Source organism: Verrucosispora sp. WMMA2121, assembly GCF_027460185.1.
Lineage (GTDB): Bacteria > Actinomycetota > Actinomycetes > Mycobacteriales > Micromonosporaceae > Micromonospora > Micromonospora palythoicola.
In genome coordinates this window covers 1112186-1128843 of the sequence record NZ_JAPZBH010000006.1, presented here as the reverse complement: position 1 = coordinate 1128843, position 16658 = coordinate 1112186, and the positions used below count along the sequence as shown (strand labels likewise).

Genomic DNA, 16658 nt, shown 5'->3' with positions numbered 1-16658 from the left:
ACGGATCCGGGAGCGCTCCCATGCTCATCGTCACATTTACATCCTTGAAACATTGGGCGCAACCGCTGGGGGTGATTGGTGTCAATTGCGACGTGTGTCGTGGGCGCACGATCGGACATCCGCCGCCTCCGGCTGGCTGGTGACCAGCGCCGGCGGGTGGATCCGCTGGTGCCGAGGGGTGCCGGAGGTGAGCCGGTTGCCTCTGGTGTGTACTGATTGCGCCGAGTAGTCTCTTGCCTTCAACGCGTGCCGAATCCCCTCCGGAGGCGTACACCCCCATGCGTGGCTCCCCCCTGCGCATCCTCGTCGTCGGCGCGGGCATCGCCGGGCTGGCCGTGGCCCGGGCGCTGCGCCTGGCGGGCTTTCGGCCGGACCTCACCGACAAGGCGCCGCCGCACGACCTCACCGACGCCGGCCTGTACCTGCCCGGCAACGCGGCCCGCGCGCTGCGCCGGCTGGACCTCGACGACCCCGTCCGCCCGTACGGGAAGGTCGTCCACCGCCAGCGGTTCCTCGACTCGACCGGTGCGCCGCTGTGTGAGGTCGACCTCGACGCCCTCTGGGCCGGGGTCGGCGAGTGCCGCGCGCTGGCCCGATCCGACCTGCACCGGGTGCTGCTCAGCGGTGCCGGCGGCGCGGTGCGGCACGGCGCGGAGGTACGCACCATCGAGCTGCTGCCGGCCGCCGTCGGCGTCACCTTCGTCGACGGCACCCAGACCGAGTACGACCTGGTGATCGGTGCCGACGGACCGCGTTCCTCGATCCGGGCGCTGGCCGCCCTCGGCGGCCCACCCCGTCCGGCCGGGCAGGTGGTCTACCGCGGCGTCGTCCGGGACGGTCCGCCGGTCGACGAGTGGACGGCCCTGCTCGGGCGCCGCTGCGGCTTTCTCGTGGTGCCGATCGGTGCCGGTCGGCTGCACTGTTACGCCGACGAGGCCGGCACCGACCTGCCGGACGACCCGCTGGCCCGGCTGCGCGACCTGTTCGGCGAGTACGGCGGGCCGGTGCCGGAGGTGCTCGCCGCGCTCGACGGGGTGTACGCGACCACCACCGACGAGGTCGAGCTCGGGCGCTGGTACCGGGGCCGGGTGCTGCTGGTCGGCGACGCCGCCCACGCCACCGCGCCGACCCTGTCCCAGGGGGCCGCGATGGCCCTGGAGGACGCGGTGGTGCTCGCCGAGTCACTGCGCGCGGCGGGCAGCGTCGAGGCGGCGCTCACCGCGTACGAGAGTCGTCGTCGGCCGCGTACCCGATGGGTGCAGGACCGGACCCGGGACCGCAACCGCACCCGCGACGTGCCGCCGGCGCTCCGCGACCCGCTCCTGCGCGGACGCGGCGACCGGATCTTCGGGGAGCACTACCGGCTGCTTCTCGGCCCGCTGTGATCACCCCCGGCCGACCCCACGCGGTGCTGTCACCTGCCGGGGACTATCCTCCTTGCGGATGACGGCCCGCCGAGTGAGCGCGTGCCGAGCGGGACAACCCAGAACCGGAGGCCACTCGTGACCACCGTCGCACCCAAGCCGGTCGTGACCCGGCCCTGGCCGGTCCGGGAGCCGGTCAAGGGGTCGGCCATCGCGCGGCTGCTGCGGACCACGGACGCGAAGCAGATCGGGATCATGTACATGGTCACCGCGTTCGTGTTCTTCATGATCGGTGGCCTGATGGCCCTGATCATGCGGGCCGAGCTGGCCCGGCCCGGGCTGCAGTTCCTGTCGCCTGAGCAGTACAACCAGCTGTTCACGATGCACGGCACGATCATGCTGCTGTTCTTCGCGACGCCCATCGTGTTCGCGTTCGGCAACTACGTGGTGCCCATCCAGATCGGTGCTCCCGACGTCTCCTTCCCGCGGCTGAACAGCTTCGCCTACTGGCTGTACCTGTTCGGCGGCACCATGGCCACCGCCGGCTTCCTCACCCCCGGGGGCGCGGCGGACTTCGGCTGGACCGCCTACACCCCGCTGAGCACCAGCGAGCACGCCCCGGGCGTCGGTGCCAACATGTGGGTGGTCGGTCTGGCCATCTCCGGTCTGGGCACCATCCTCGGCGCGGTCAACCTGATCACCACGATCCTGACCCTGCGCGCGCCGGGCATGACCATGTTCCGGATGCCGATCTTCACCTGGAACATGCTGGTCACCAGCCTCCTGGTGATCCTGGTCTTCCCGCTGTTGGCCGCCGCGCTGTTCGCGCTGGCCGCCGACCGGTTGCTGGGTGCGCACGTGTACAGCCCGGAGACCGGCGGGCCGATGCTGTGGCAGCACCTGTTCTGGTTCTTCGGCCACCCCGAGGTCTACATCATCGCGCTGCCGTTCTTCGGCATCATCAGCGAGATCATCCCGGTCTTCTCCCGTAAGCCGATCTTCGGTTACAAGGGCCTGGTCGCCGCCACCATCGCCATCGCCGGCCTGTCGATGAGCGTCTGGGCACACCACATGTTCGCCACCGGTCAGGTGCTGCTGCCGTTCTTCAGCTTCCTGAGCTACCTGATCGCCGTACCGACCGGCATGAAGTTCTTCAACTGGATCGGCACCATGTGGCGGGGGCAGATCAGCTTCGAGTCGCCGATGCTGTTCTCCCTCGGCTTCCTGGTCACCTTCCTCTTCGGTGGCCTCACCGGCGTGCTGCTGGCCGCCCCGCCGCTGGACTTCCACCTGCACGACTCCTACTTCGTGGTGGCGCACTTCCACTACGTGCTCTTCGGCACGATCGTCTTCGCGGTCTTCGCCGGGATCTACTTCTGGTTCCCGAAGATGTTCGGTCGGATGCTCGACGAGCGACTCGCCAAGATTCACTTCTGGCTCACCATGATCGGCTTCCACACCACGTTCCTGATCCAGCACTGGTTGGGCAGCGAGGGCATGCCCCGGCGGTACGCCGACTACCTGCCCGACGACGGCTTCACCACGCTGAACATGATCTCCACGATCGGCGCGTTCATCACCGGTATCTCGACGTTGCCGTTCATCTACAACTGCTGGAAGTCGTACAAGGCGGGCCCGGTGGTCGAGGTCGACGACCCCTGGGGCCACGGCAACTCGCTCGAATGGGCGACCAGCTCGCCGCCGCCGCTGCGCAACTTCGACCGGATGCCGCGGATCCGCTCCGAGCGGCCGGCCTTCGACCACAAGTTCCCCGAGCTGGCTGCGGGACAGACCCTGGCCGGTCCGCCCGAGGGTGGTTCCAAGCCGCTGACCAGCGAGTCCGACGGTGGTGCCAGCTACACCGAGGACGTCGCCAGCGACACCGACCGCCGCTGACCCATCGCCTCGCCCGACGGGCGCCGATCCCCACCGGGGGTCGGCGCCCGTCTCCGACTTCCCCTGTAACGAGGGCACCCCGCTCACGACAGCGCCACCCCGCTACCCTCTGCCCACCGCCTCCTGCCCACGCCCCCTGCCCCAAGCCCGCTACCCGGCTGGCGCCTGGGGCTGGTGTCAGGTCCGCGACCCCATCCGCGCCACTACCGCTGCCCCATCTGGGAGAGGAGTGGGAGTGTGTCGCTCTCTGTGACGAGCGATCATTGGCGCAAAGATTCACTCTGCGTGATGCTCCAGGGTTGGAGCCCAGCTGTCACCTTCCGACCTTTGCTCTGCTTCAATCCACGCAATAGCGGTTGAGCTGCCCCTATGCGGCGGCCCGGTAAGGGCGTGCCGGCCGCTGTGACACGGTCCGTAATCCGTTGCGTGGGTTGAAGCAGAGCAAAGGCAGCGGATAGGTAAGGGTGGGATGGCGTGAGTGGTCGCGTAACGTCACCTCCAGCTCTGGGTTGGCGACATGGTGCCAGCGGCGGTGATCCGCCGGCCGTGCGGTGCTGTGGGTCAGGAGGCGGTCGGGGTGAGGGTGGTCGCGGAGGGCTCGTCGCCGGGCGGGGTGGTGGTCGCGAGGTTTGCGCGGTGGCGTAGCTCGATCGGGAGCACCGCGAGGGCGACCAGGGCACCGACCGCGCCAGTGACCGCGAAGCCCCACAGCGGCGCGGACATGTCGATGACCGCGCCGGCCAGCGGGGCACCCACGGCGATGCCGACGGTCACCGCCGAGCCGTGCAGGCCCATCGCCTCACCGCGGACGCCGGCCGGTGCGAGCCGGCTGACGGTGTCGGAGGTCGCCGCGATGGTCGGCGCGCAGAGCGCTCCCGCCGGGATCAACGCCAGGCAGAGCAGCCACCAGTGGGCACCGCCCAGGCCGACGGGGATGGTGCAGAGGCTCAACAGGCCCATCAGTGCCACCGGCGAGAACGAGCGGCGGATCGCGCCGTAGGCGAATCCACCCAGCAGTGACGCTACCGCCCAGACCGAGAGCACCGCGCCGGTGAAACCGGCGTCGCCGCTCTCCCGCAGCACCGCGATGACCGCCACGTCGGTGCCGCCCAGCACCAGGGTCGCCGCGGCGCTGACCGCGAACACGGCGACCAGGCGCGAGGTGAGCCACTGCCGCCGCGCCACCCGTGGCTGCGGGCCGGTCGACGCCTCGGCCGCGCTGCGTACCGGCGGATCGAGCAGCCACAGCACCAGCCCGGCGGCGACGATGCCGGCACCGACGAGGTAGAGCGTCAGACGGGCGGAGATGGTGGTGACACCCACCGTGGCCAGGGCCGGACCGATCATGAACGAGAGCTCGACCGACATCGAGTCCAGGGCGTACGCCGGCCGGCGCTGCTCCGGCGGTACCAGTGCGGCGACGGACTGCCGGATCACCGAGAAGATCGGCAGCGCCAACAGGCCGGCCAGGAACGCCGCCGGCAGCAGCAGGTAGTACGACAGCACCGGTGCGGTCGACCAGAAGGCGGCCTCGGCCACGGTGGTGAGAACCAGCACGGGCCGCAGGCCACGACGGTCCACCAGGCGGCCGAGCAGCGGGCCGCCGACCGCCGCGCCGACGGTGATCGCCGCGCCGACCAGGCCGGCCGCACCGTAGCCGCGCCCGAGATCCTGGACGACGTAGAACGTCAGCGTGACGCCGGTGGCGGTCAGCGGGACCCGGGCCAGCACCGCGACGAGCAGCAGCGACCGCAGACCGGGCAGGGCGAGCGCCTCCCGGTAAGGCTTCATGTTCACGTCGGTCCGTACCTCCGCCGGACATCCTCGACCGCCGGCGCGAGGGCCGCCAACGGTTTACCGGCTCATGCGGCTTTGATCACAGGGGCACCGATTGTGGTGATCCCGGCCCCCTCGAACGCGCGCAACGCGACATCGGTGGTGTCCGGCGCGACCGCCGCCGTCAGGTCCAGCATGACGGTGGTGGTGAAACCCTCCCGGGCGGCGTCCAGCGCGGTGGCCCGTACGCAGTGGTCGGTGGCGATGCCGACCACGTCCACCCGCGCCACGCCGCGTCGCCGCAGCCAGTCGGCCAGCCCTTCGCCGTCGTCGGCCTGCCCCTCGAACCCGGAGTACGCGGCGGCGTACTCGCCCTTGTGGAAGATCGCCTCGATCCGGTCGGTGGCCAGTTCCGGGTGGAACTCGGAGCCGGGGGTGCCGACCACGCAGTGCCGGGGCCAGGTGCTCACGTAGTCCGGCGAGTCGGCGAAGTGCGTGCCGGGGTCGATGTGGTAGTCCTTGGTCGCGACGACGTGATCCCAGCGGTCCGGCTCGGCGGCCAGTAACCGGGAGATCCCGGCCGCGACTCCCGCTCCACCGGCCACGGCCAGCGAGCCGCCCTCGCAGAAGTCCTTCTGCACGTCCACGATGATCAGCGCGTTGCTCACCGACTCCACTCCTCTCACTCGGCGGGTACCACGGTGACCGGGATGGCCGGATCGCCGGCGGAGAGCTTGAGGCCCTCCCACGGGATCGAGATCAGGCACTGCCGCAGGTGCTCCCGCGACTCGTCGAGCGTCGGCAGGGCCATCGGCTCCCCGTCCACGACGTACGACCGTTGCAGCAGCCGGTCGTTGGGGCGGCGGTCCGGCACCCCCTGGGGTACGACGATCTCCTCGGTGGCGGTCCCGGTCGGCTTGTGCCGGCGGACCGCGACCTTGCGTCCGCCGATGGTCGCCTTCTGCTCGGACCGTTTGACCACGGGACGGCCCTCGACCTCGACCAACTTGTAGACCAGCCCGGCGGTGGGTGCGCCGGAGCCGGTCACCACGGCGGTACCCGCGCCGTACATGTCCACCGGCTCGGCGGCCAACGCCGCGATGGCGTACTCGTCGAGGTCACCCGAAACGATGATCTTCGTTTCGGTGGCGCCGAGGGAGTCCAGCAGCTGCCGCGACTGCTGGGCGATCACGGCCAGGTCGCCGGAATCGATGCGGACCGCCCGCAGCTCCGGCCCGGCCACCTCGATGGCGTTCCGGATGCCCTGGCTGATGTCGTACGTGTCGACCAGCAGCGTGGTGTCCTTGCCCAGCGTGGCGACCTGGGAGGCGAACGCGGCCCGCTCGTCGTCGTGCAGCAGGGTGAAGGCGTGCGCGGCAGTGCCGGCGGTGGGAATGCCGTAGCGCTGGCCGGCGGCCAGGTTCGAGGTGAACCGGAAACCGGCCAGATAGGCCGCCCGGGCCGCCGCGACCGCCGCCTCCTCGTGCGCCCGCCGCGAGCCCATCTCGATGAGCGCCCGGCCGCGGGCGGCGGTGACCATCCGCGCCGCCGCGGCAGCCACCGCGCAGTCGTGGTTGAGCACCGACAGCACGAGCGTCTCCAGCACCACGCACTCGGCGAAGCTGCCGGAGACGGTCAGGATCGGCGAGCCGGGAAAGAAGAGCTCGCCCTCGGCGTACCCGTCGATCTCGCCGGTGAACCGGTACCGCGACAGCCATTCGGCACCCGGCTCGTCCACCACGCCGGTGCGGCGCAGGAACTCGATCTCGGCCGGGTCGAAGCGGAACGCGCGGATCAGCTCGATGAGTCGTGCGGTGCCGGCGACCACGCCGTACCGGCGGCCGGCGGGGAGCCGCCGGCTGAACACCTCGAACACGCACCGACGGTCAGCCGTGCCGTCCCGCAGGGCGGCGCTGACCATGGTCAGCTCGTAGTGGTCGGTCAGCAGCGCGGGACGAAGGGTGTGCACCCCCTCAGACTAGGGTTCACATCGCCGTCGTGCCGTCGTGCCCTGGGATCGTGCCGAGCGCCACCCGCAGCTCCGCCCGGCTGGTCACGCCGAGCTTGGTGTACACCCGTTGCAGGTGGTTCTCCACCGTGCGGGCGGAGAGAAAGAGCTGCTCGGCGATGGCGCGGCTGGTGCCGCCGACCGCCGCGAGCCGCGCCACCTGCCACTCCCGGTCGGTCAACGTCGGGGTGGCCGCCTGGAGCGCCGGAGTGTGCACCATGTCACATCCGGCGAGTAGCGCGCCGAGCCGTTGCCGGGCGTGTCCGACCTCGGGCGAGCGACGCTGCCGCAGCAGGTGCACGGCCTCCGCCACGGCCTCGGCGGCAAGCAGGTCGAGGCCCCGCTCCGCGAAGCCGTCGGCGGCACCGAGCAACTCCTCCGGCAGGCCGTCGGCCGACGCCCGCGCATGCCGGGCCAGCAGCGGTGGCAACTCGCCGTCGACCTGCTCGGACAGCTCGGTCAACCGCTGCGCCACGGTGCGGCGATCCCCGTCGGAACATCGCGGACCGGTCTGCGCCGCGGCCTGCCCCAGCCGCACCAGATCGTGCAGCACCAGGGCCTCGTGTCCGGCGAAGCCGTCAGCACGCAGCCGGTCCACCAGGTCGTGCAGCCGTTTCACCGCGCTGGCGGGCTCACCACCGGCGGCCAGCGTCGCCGCCCGGGCCTGTTCCAGCCACGGGTACAACACCACCATGGTCGGCGAGTGGAGGCGGTCGGCCTCGGCCATCGCCTCGGCGGCCTGCCGGGCGTCGCCCCGCAACGCGGCGGCCTGGGCTCGTTCCGACTGGGCCAGCCCCGCGTAGACCCGGCTGGTCGCCAGCACCGCGCAGGCGCTGAGCGCGGCCTGCAACGCGGTGTCGCTGCGTCCGCGCAGCCGCGCCGCGTACGCCCGCAGGATCGCCAGGTAGCCGGTGCCGAGCCGGAAGTCACCCGCGTCGGCGAGGTCGGCGAACTCGTCGGCCACCAGCGCGTCGATGCCGGCGAGGTCGCCGGAGAGGGCCAGCCGGGTGCCTCGGGCCAGCTCCACCGCCAGTTGCAGGTACGGCATGTCGGCCCGCCAGCTGGCCACCTTCGCCTGCACCAGGTCCACCGCGGAGGCGCTGCGGCACAGTTGCCCCTGCACGGCCTGAAGGTGTGCGATCGTGCAGCGGGCCAGCTCGCGCGCGGCGACACTGGCCGCCGGGCGATCGAGCACGCCCTGCGCGAGCCGGAGTGCGGCCGGGGCGTCCAGCCGGTGCAGCCGCATGATCGCCTCGAAGGCGCGGACCCGGGCCTGGGCGGCGGCGTCGGTCAGCTTGGTGCCCTCGGCGGCGATCTCCTCGACGGTGGATGCCTGGCTCAGCCCCCAGTAGCTGACCATGCCGCGTACGGTGAGCCACCGACTGAGCCGTTCCTCCTGGCCCGCATCGGTGGCGACGGCGTCGAGCACGCCGAGCGCCTCGGCCGGCCGGTCGGCGAACATCAGGATGGTCGCCAGCAGTTCGGCCGCGTCGAACCCGCCACCGGCGTCGAGCGCCGCGCGGGCCAGCCGGGTCGCCAGCGGCACGTCGTAACGAGCGAACGCCTCACCGGCCGCGGCGATCAGCATCGCCGGATCCTGCGCGGTGCCGGAGGCCAGCCGCCATCTCGCCACCCGCAGCAGATCCTCCCGCCGCCGCTTGCCGACCTTCTCCAGCAGGTCCGCCAGGTGCGCCTGCAACCTGCGGGTCCGGCTCACCGGGCACTGTCGGCGGACCACCTCGCCGTAGAGCGGGTGCGCCAGGCGGACGTCGAGGCGCCGGTCGGACTCCACCATGGTGATGAGGCCGCGTTCCTCCGCGTACTCCACGTCGTGCTGTTCCACGGCCTGGTGCAGCAGCCGCAGGCCGAGCGGCTCGCCGAACGCGACCAGCTCGACCACCGCCCGTACCCCGGGAGTGAGCTGGCCGATCCGGATGTCGATCAGTTCGGTCAGGCTGGGTGCCAGCTCCAGCCGGCCCGTCCAGGTCCAGACGCCGTACCGCTCGACGAGTTCACCGCTGTTGGTGGCCGCGTGTACCAGCTCGCGCAGCAGCAGCGGGTTGCCGGCGCTGAGCCGGCCCAGGCGGTCGGTGGAGCCGCTGTCCACCTGACCGCCGACGATGGCGGTCAGCATCGCCGCCGTCTCGTCCGGCGGCAGCGGGCCCAGCTCGGCCCGCTCCACCAGACCGTCGGTCCACAGTGCTCGGATCGGCAGTGGGATCTGCTCCCCGTCGCGCAGGGTGCCGACCACGGAGGCGTTCTCCGCCCGGGCCACCAGGTGCACCAGGGCGGCCGACGGTGGATCGAGCAGGTGCGCGTCGTCGACCGCGAGGACGATCCGCCGGCCGGCGGCCTGCTGCTGCAACACGTCGACGGCCCAGCGCAGGATGCCGGCCGGTGACAGGCCCTGCGGCTGCTCCGGCAGCACCTGGACCAGGCCGCCGAAGGCCATCGCGGAGGTGGTGGCGCTGGCCGCGATCCGCCAGACGGCGTACTTGTCGCCGGGCAACGCGTCGACACCCTCGTGCAGCAGGCGACTCTTGCCGATGCCGGCACTGCCGGTGAAGAGGATTCCCCGGCCTCGGACGCCGGCCACCGCCATCCGGAGACGGTCGAGTTGCTCAGCCCGGCCCACGAAGCTCCACCGACTCATTCGCGCAGCATATCGACGGAACTGTGGCCCGTACGGCAGCGCGCGAGGGCGAACTTGAGTAGTTGTAGAGTTACCGGTGAGTATCGCAATTGTCCCGTTCCCGACGCTCGCCCCCGTACCCTTCCGGAATCCGAGTGTCGACACCGGATGCTCACTGCGGCCGGCTTGCCGGTCGCCCTGCCTCGGAGGCCGACGCCTGATGAAGCCGGGCCCGCTCCACCACCTCGGCACGCCCGACGACCCGGCGGGACCGCCTGGTCGTCGGCCCTTTCCGGAGCGACTCGGCGTGTCCAGCACCAACGCCCGGGAACCGGTCGCGGTGGTCGCGGCCGGGCCCGCCGACGCCGGGCGCACCGGAGTCCTCGCCGCGCTGCTGGAACTCGACTCCGGGCTGCTCGCCGTGCCGAGCGGCGGCTGGCTGGTGATCCGGCACAGCGCCGAACCCACCCGGGCCGCCTACGTGCCCGGCTACCGTACGCCGCACGCCTACCGGCCCGAGCTGCCGGCTGCGGGTCCGGCGCTGGCCCGGCCGCCGCGCCGGGTCGAGTTGAGCCTGCCCCAGCCGCTGGTGAGACGGTTCGTGGTGGTCGACACGCCGGACATCGCCACGCTGGGTGCGGCCGGTTGCGGCGTCCTGCTCGACGCGGTGGGGCGGGCCGGGGCGCTGCTGTTCGTGATCGCGGCGGATCAGTCGTTCGGCGCCACCGAGCTGAATCTGCTGTCCGACCTCGCCGGGACACCGGTGCGGGTCTTCTTCGCGGTCACGCCGGGCGCCGCCGGCTGGGCGGCCGGCGAGGGTACGGCGGCGGTGCGGGAGTCGGGGGAGTCCGGCGGCCCGGCGGTCGATCCGGTCACGGTCACCGTCGAGGCGCACCGGGCCGCGCTGCTCGCCGCCGTGCCCGGGCTGGCCGACGCCCGCTGGTTTCCGCTGGTCACCGGCGGCGAGGCCGACCTGCGGCGGGCACTTGTGGACTGGGCGTCCGCCGAGGAACTACGGCGGGGCAGTCTGGAACCGCCCGAGTTGCCCGGTGAGCGCGGCCGGGTGCCGGTCCTCGCCGAGCCGGGCGAATGGTCGGAACAGCTCGACCGGCAGGTCCGCACGGCGGCCCGGCGCATCCGCCAGCACCTTGCCCTGGAACTGGCCAACATGCACCTGCGCCTGGTGCAGCAGATCGTCTTCGGCGTCGGCTGCGCCGGCCTGCCGCACCTGCTCGACCAGGAGATGGCGGCGCTGTCGCTGCTGGCCACCGCGCAGTGCGACCACCATGCCGGCGAAATCGTCGAGGACGCCGCCGGCCGGCTCTTCGGTGCGCCCCTGCCCGAGGCGGTTCGGCGGCGCATCGACAAGGCGGTCCGCTGGGGTCTGGTCGACGACCCCGCCGGGCAGGAGCTGGAGCGGGCGTTGCTGGTCACCAGCACGGCGGGCATGGCGTCGCTCACCGGTCCGGCGGCTGTCGACATGCTGTCCGCCTATCCCACGTCGCCCCGTACGGAGGTGCTCCCACCGGTGGCCGTGGCGCTGTCCGGAGGCTGCTGGCAGCACTGGCGTTCGCCCGGCAACAACGACCCGAGCGCGGCGCGGGCCTGGGCGCAGCGGGCGTTGCGGGAGATCGAGTTGGAGCTGTCCCGGGAGGTCGCCCGCCGCTTCGAGGCGGTCCGGCTCTCGCTCGGCGCGGTGCTGTCCGATGCTGCCGAACACGGCCTCCTGCTCGCCTGACCGGGCTGCCGTCCACCCTGCCGGCGGTGCCGGCGGGGGATCCGCGCACGCCCGGGACGGGGTCGACCGGGGCGGGGGTGCGGCCGTGGGTGGTGATCCGGGCTGGTCCGGCGTTCCGGTTCCTCGATTCCCCGGATCCGGTGGCACGATGGGGGGCATGGCGGCTCCGCAGGTTGCACCGGTCGAGACCCCGGACACCGATGAGGTGCCGGCAGCCGACCGACCGTGGGTGACGATCGTGTGGGACGACCCGGTCAACCTGATGACCTACGTGACCTGGGTGTTCCAGAAGCTTTTCGGGTACAGCCGGGAGAAGGCCGAGCAGCTCATGCTGGACGTGCACCACAAGGGCAAGGCGGTGGTCTCCAGCGGGGCCCGGGAACGCATGGAGCACGACGCCTCCCAGCTGCACGCGTACGGTCTCTGGGCGACGGTGGACCGGTCGTGAGCGCGAGGAGTGAGCCGGGTTTGCGAGCCCCGCAGTCGCGAACAGGGATGGCACCGTGAGCATGTTCCGCCGCCGGGGTGACCGGTACATCGCCACCTTCGCGGTGGACGAGGTGCGTGTGCTCCGTAAGGTCGCCTCCGAGGTGGTCGGCCTGCTCACCGACGGTTTCGACCACTCCGACCCGGTTGTCTGCCGGCTGTTTCCGGAGGTCTACCCGGAAGACGCGACGGGCACCGCGGAGTTCCGCCGGTACACCGAAGGTGACCTGAAGACCGCGAAGATCGATCAGGCCGGTGCGATCCTGGCCGCCCTGCCCGGCGACGGCGGCGGGGAGGTACGCCTGGACGCCGAGGCGGCCGAGGCGTGGTTGCGGGCGCTCAACGACGCCCGGCTGGCGATGGGCGTACGGCTGGAGATCAAGGACGGGACGGACCTGGGCGCGGAGCTCGACGACGCGGTCGCCGACGATCCGAGTTCCAGCCGGGTGTTCCAGCTTTCGGTCTACGCGTACCTCGGGTACCTGCAGGAGTCCCTGCTCAACGCCTTGATCGACTGACTGTGACCGGCGCCGCCTCGCGGTCGGCCGGCATCGGGCGTTACCCTTGGCGGCGTGCTGAGCATCGACCGGTCGATCGTCGACGCGATCGTCGCCCACGCCCGTCGGGATCACCCCGACGAGGCCTGCGGTGTGGTCGCCGGTCCCGTCGGCAGTGACACGCCGACCCGGCACATCCCCATGGAGAACGCCGCCCGGTCGATGACCTTCTACGAGTTCGACTCGATGGAGCACCTGCGGGTGTGGCGTGAGATGGACGACCGGGACGAGGAGCCGGTGGTCATCTACCACTCGCACACCGCCACCGAGGCGTACCCGTCACGGACGGACATCTCCTTCGCCGGTGAGCCCGACGCCCACTACCTCCTCGTCTCCACGCGCGAGCCCGACACGGAGGAGATCCGCTCCTTCCGCATCGTGGACGGCGTGGTGACCGAGGAGCCGGTGCGGATCCTCGACGCCGGCGTGGATCCACACGCCGTGCAGTCATACATGTTCGGGCAGAGCCCGGCGACGGTCGACTACGAGTGTTCGGGCCGCTGACCACCCTCAGCCCCCGCACGCCCTTCCCGTCACCGAGCACCTACCCGATCGAGGAGTACGACACCATGGCCATCGAGGTTCGCATCCCCACCATCCTGCGCAGCTACACCGGCGGCGCGAAGGTCGTCGAGGGCAGCGGTGACACGCTGAACGACCTGCTCACCGACCTGGACTCGCGGCACTCCGGGCTGCGTGGCCGGCTGGTCACCGAGGCCGGCGCGCTGCACCGCTTCGTCAACGTCTACGTCAACGACGAGGACGTGCGCTTCCTCGGCGCGTTGGACGCCAAGCTCAACGACGGCGACAGCGTCACCATCCTGCCCGCGGTGGCCGGTGGCGCGTTCGGCTTCGCCGCGGCGGCGGCGATGGCGCAGCACGTCGGGGCCGCGCCGGCCGAGCGCCGGGCGCGCGTCACCGCGAGCTGAGGCGGCCGCGATGACGCGGTACGACAGCCTGCTGGACGCCTGCGGGGGAACGCCCCTGGTGGGGCTGCCCCGACTGTCACCCACGGTGCCCGAGGGCGCGCCGCCGGTGCGGCTGTGGGCGAAGCTCGAGGACCGCAACCCCACCGGCAGCGTCAAGGACCGGGCCGCCCTGTTCATGGTCCGCGCCGCGGAGGCGGCCGGCCGCCTCCGGCCCGGCGACACCATCCTGGAGCCGACCAGTGGTAACACCGGCATCTCCCTGGCCATGGTGGCCAAGCTGCGCGGCTACCGGCTGGTCTGTGTGATGCCCGAGAACGTGTCCACCGAGCGGGTGCAGCTGCTGCGGATGTACGGCGCGGAGATCATTTTCTCGCCGGCGGCGGGCGGCTCCAACCAGGCGGTGGCCACGGCCAAGCAGATCGCCACCGAGCATCCCGACTGGGTGATGCTCTTCCAGTACGGCAACGAGGCGAACGCCCGGGCGCACTACGAAACGACCGGGCCCGAGCTGCTGCACGACCTGCCGACCATCACCCACTTCGTGGCCGGGCTCGGCACCACCGGCACCCTGATGGGCACCGGGCGCTACCTGCGCGAGAAGGTCGAGGGCATCCAGATCATCGCCGCCGAGCCCCGCTACGGCGAGCTGGTCTACGGGCTGCGCAACATCGACGAGGGGTACGTCCCGGAGCTGTACGACGCGTCGGTGCTGACCCGCCGGTTCTCCGTCGGCACCCGGGACGCGGTACTGCGTACCCGGCAACTGGTGGAGGTCGAGGGGCTGTTCGTCGGCTTCTCCACCGGCGCGGTCCTGCACGCGGCGCTGTCGGTGGCCCACGAGGCCGCGCGGGCCGGCCGCCGGGCCGATGTGGCGTTCGTGGTCAGTGACGGCGGTTGGAAATATCTGAGCACCGGCGCGTACGGCGGGACGCTCGCCGACGCGGAGGAGGCGCTGGACGGTCAGCTCTGGGCCTGACCTGCGGCGCGATCGACATGTGACGAGGGCCACCGGCATCGCGCCGGTGGCCCTCGTCGCGTCGGTCCACCCGGACCGACCACTTCGGCGACGGGTGCTCGATCGGACGGGCGAAACCGGTGTCACGTTGATGACAACTTCCAGCAGATCATTCTTGCCCTTGCACGCGCGGGCGTAGGCTGCGCAGCGTGGCGTACGCGTCGGTAGTGATCACCGCCGGAGCGGCGGCCGGCACGTTCACTACCTACCGTGACAGCGAGACAACTCGATGCGACTGACCGTCCTGGGCTGTGCGGGCAGCTTCCCCGGACCCGAGTCCCCCTGCTCGGCCTACCTGGTCGAGGCCGAGGACTTCCGGCTCCTGGTCGACTTCGGCTCGGGCTCACTGTCCACCCTGCAACGCTATGCCGGGCTGCACGCCCCGGACGCCATCCTGCTGACCCACCTGCACTGCGACCACATCCTCGACGCCGCCACCTACGTGGTGGTGCGGCGGTACGCCCCGGACGGGCCGTACCCGCCGTTGCCGGTCTACGCGCCGGCCGGCGCCCCGGACCGGCTCGCCACCGCGTACGGGCAGGAGGACAGCACCGTCGAGGACGTCTACCAGTTCTACGCGTTGCAACCCGGCACCTTCCCGATCGGCCCGTTCACCGTCACCGTCGACCGGGTGCTGCACCCGGTGGAGACCTACGGCGTACGCCTGGAGCACGCCGGCCGGGTGCTCTGCTACTCCTCGGACACCGCTCCCTGCGAGGCGCTGCTGCGTCTGGCCCAGAACGCCGACGTCTTTCTCTGCGAGGCCAGCTATCTCGACGGCGTCGACAACCCGCCGGACCTGCACCTCACCGGCGGTGAGGCGGGCGAGGCGGCCGCCAAGGCCAACGTCGGGCGGCTGCTGCTGACCCATCTGGTTCCCGCCTGGGGCAGCGAGGCACTCACCGTGGCGGCCGCCTCCGCCGCGTACGCCGGCCCGCTGGAAGTGGTCCGTCCCGGCGCCTGCTACGAGGTCTGACCCGCCGGGCGCGGGTTCGTGCCGCACTGTTCGCCGGGTGGTCAAGTGGACGTCTCCTGGACCTTCGCTGCCACCACGACGGTGAAGACATGCGGATCGCCATCGTGACCGAGTCGTTCCCGCCCGACGTCAACGGAGTCGCCCACTCGGTCGTGCGGGCCGCCGAGCACCTCGTCGCCCGCGGCCACGAGCCGTTGGTGATCGCACCCGCCCCGCCGGGGACGCTGCGCCGCGCCACCGACCGGTACCCGTACCCGGTGGTCCGCATCCCGAGCGTGCCGTTGCCGCGCTACCAGGGCTTCCGGCTCGGCGTGCCGACGAACAACCGGCTGGCCGGGGTGCTGCTGGAGCACTCGCCCGACGTGGTGCACCTGGCCAGTCCGTTCATCCTCGGCGCCCGGGCGGCAACGCTGGCGGCCCGGCACGGGCTGCCCACCGTCGCCGTCTACCAGACCGACGTGGCCGCGTACGCCCGGGCGTACCGGGTCGGGTGGGGTGAGGCCGCGGCCTGGCGGCGGCTGCGGGAGATCCACAATTCGGCCCGCCGGACCCTGGCACCCTCCACCCGGGCCGCCGAGGACCTCGCCGCGCACGGCGTGCAGCGGATCTGGCTGTGGCGCCGGGGCGTCGACGCGGAGCGTTTCCACCCGGACAAACGGTGCCCGAGCCTGCGCCGGACCCTCGCCCCCAACGGGGAACTCCTGATCGGTTACGTGGGACGGCTCGCCCCGGAGAAGCGGGTCGACCTGCTCGCCGCCACGGCCCGCCTGCCCGGCGTCCGGGTCGTGGTCGCCGGTGACGGCCCGGTCCGCCGCCAGCTCGAACGGGACCTGCCCGGCGTGCGGTTCCTCGGCGTCCAGCACGGCGAGGCGCTGGCCCGCCTCTACGCCAGCCTGGACCTGTTCGTGCACACCGGTCCGCACGAGACCTTCGGCCAGACCGTCCAGGAGGCGCTGGCCAGCGGGGTGCCGGTGGTCGCGCCGGCCAGTGGCGGGCCGGTCGACCTGGTCACCCCGGGGCAGACCGGCGAGCTGGTGCCGCCCGGGGACGACCTGGCGATCGCCGAGACGGTCGCGGGGCTGGCCGCCGACGGGGCCCGCCGGCAGGCGTACGGCATCGCGGCGCGCGCCGAGGTGAGCGGACGCAGCTGGGCGGCGGTCGGCGACGAACTCGTCGGGCACTACCGGGCCGCCCGCGCCAGCATCCCGGCCGTCGACCTGCCGGCGGCGTCGTGACCGGCAGCCACCCGGACCGCACCAGCACCACCCGGAGTACCGGCGC

At 72.0% G+C, this 16658-nt stretch carries 14 protein-coding genes; 10 read left to right on the top strand and 4 right to left on the bottom strand.

All coding sequences use genetic code 11. The features are described from left to right. Positions 1 to 278 precede the first annotated feature (278 nt). Both O7605_RS14110 and ctaD read left to right on the top strand, forming a co-directional pair. Positions 279 to 1385 carry an FAD-dependent monooxygenase gene (locus O7605_RS14110; RefSeq protein WP_269739604.1) on the top strand — a complete coding sequence of 369 codons (1107 nt, stop codon included), beginning with the start codon at positions 279 to 281 and terminating at the stop codon, positions 1383 to 1385. A gap of 117 nt (positions 1386 to 1502) precedes the next feature. Next, the gene (gene ctaD, locus O7605_RS14105) at positions 1503 to 3260 is read left to right on the top strand and encodes an aa3-type cytochrome oxidase subunit I (protein WP_269739603.1); all 1758 of its coding nucleotides are present in this window, start codon (positions 1503 to 1505) and stop codon (positions 3258 to 3260) included. 561 nt (positions 3261 to 3821) lie between these two features. Here the strand turns inward: ctaD and O7605_RS14100 are convergent. From O7605_RS14100 to O7605_RS14085, 4 genes are all read right to left on the bottom strand, one after another. Beyond that, complete coding sequence (locus tag O7605_RS14100) at positions 3822 to 5051, bottom strand: MFS transporter (RefSeq protein ID WP_269742634.1); 1230 nt, start codon at positions 5049 to 5051, stop codon at positions 3822 to 3824. Positions 5052 to 5122: 71 nt separating this feature from the next. Continuing rightward, the gene (locus O7605_RS14095; RefSeq protein ID WP_269739602.1) at positions 5123 to 5704 is read right to left on the bottom strand and encodes an isochorismatase family protein; all 582 of its coding nucleotides are present in this window, start codon (positions 5702 to 5704) and stop codon (positions 5123 to 5125) included. Between the two features lie 14 nt (positions 5705 to 5718). Next, positions 5719 to 7005: a nicotinate phosphoribosyltransferase gene (locus O7605_RS14090; RefSeq protein WP_269739601.1), complete on the bottom strand. Its 1287-nt coding sequence runs from the start codon at positions 7003 to 7005 to the stop codon at positions 5719 to 5721. A 16-nt stretch (positions 7006 to 7021) separates the two neighbouring features. Next, entirely contained in the window at positions 7022 to 9697 is a 2676-nt protein-coding gene (locus O7605_RS14085) for a LuxR C-terminal-related transcriptional regulator (RefSeq protein ID WP_269739600.1), read from the bottom strand. 286 nt (positions 9698 to 9983) lie between these two features. Between O7605_RS14085 and O7605_RS14080 the strand changes: the two genes are divergently transcribed. From O7605_RS14080 to O7605_RS14045, 8 genes are all read left to right on the top strand, one after another. Next, positions 9984 to 11414 carry a hypothetical protein gene (locus O7605_RS14080; protein ID WP_269739599.1) on the top strand — a complete coding sequence of 477 codons (1431 nt, stop codon included), beginning with the start codon at positions 9984 to 9986 and terminating at the stop codon, positions 11412 to 11414. A 157-nt stretch (positions 11415 to 11571) separates the two neighbouring features. Then, a complete protein-coding gene (gene clpS, locus O7605_RS14075) occupies positions 11572 to 11862 on the top strand; it encodes an ATP-dependent Clp protease adapter ClpS (protein ID WP_093401920.1) in 291 nt (96 codons plus the stop codon). 61 nt (positions 11863 to 11923) lie between these two features. Further along, on the top strand, positions 11924 to 12418 hold the full coding sequence (locus tag O7605_RS14070; protein ID WP_269742633.1) for a DUF2017 domain-containing protein: 495 nt from the start codon (positions 11924 to 11926) through the stop codon (positions 12416 to 12418). Positions 12419 to 12472: 54 nt separating this feature from the next. Continuing rightward, the gene (locus O7605_RS14065) at positions 12473 to 12961 is read left to right on the top strand and encodes a Mov34/MPN/PAD-1 family protein (RefSeq protein WP_164445901.1); all 489 of its coding nucleotides are present in this window, start codon (positions 12473 to 12475) and stop codon (positions 12959 to 12961) included. 65 nt (positions 12962 to 13026) lie between these two features. Further along, a complete protein-coding gene (locus O7605_RS14060; RefSeq protein WP_164445900.1) occupies positions 13027 to 13386 on the top strand; it encodes a MoaD family protein in 360 nt (119 codons plus the stop codon). Between the two features lie 10 nt (positions 13387 to 13396). Next, positions 13397 to 14362 (top strand): PLP-dependent cysteine synthase family protein, encoded by a 966-nt coding sequence (locus O7605_RS14055; protein WP_269739598.1) that lies wholly within the window; start codon positions 13397 to 13399, stop codon positions 14360 to 14362. 268 nt (positions 14363 to 14630) lie between these two features. Then, positions 14631 to 15377, top strand: a complete 747-nt coding sequence (locus O7605_RS14050; RefSeq protein ID WP_164445898.1) for an MBL fold metallo-hydrolase — start codon at positions 14631 to 14633, stop codon at positions 15375 to 15377. Between the two features lie 89 nt (positions 15378 to 15466). Next, the gene (locus tag O7605_RS14045) at positions 15467 to 16612 is read left to right on the top strand and encodes a glycosyltransferase family 4 protein (protein ID WP_269739597.1); all 1146 of its coding nucleotides are present in this window, start codon (positions 15467 to 15469) and stop codon (positions 16610 to 16612) included. Positions 16613 to 16658: the final 46 nt, after the last annotated feature.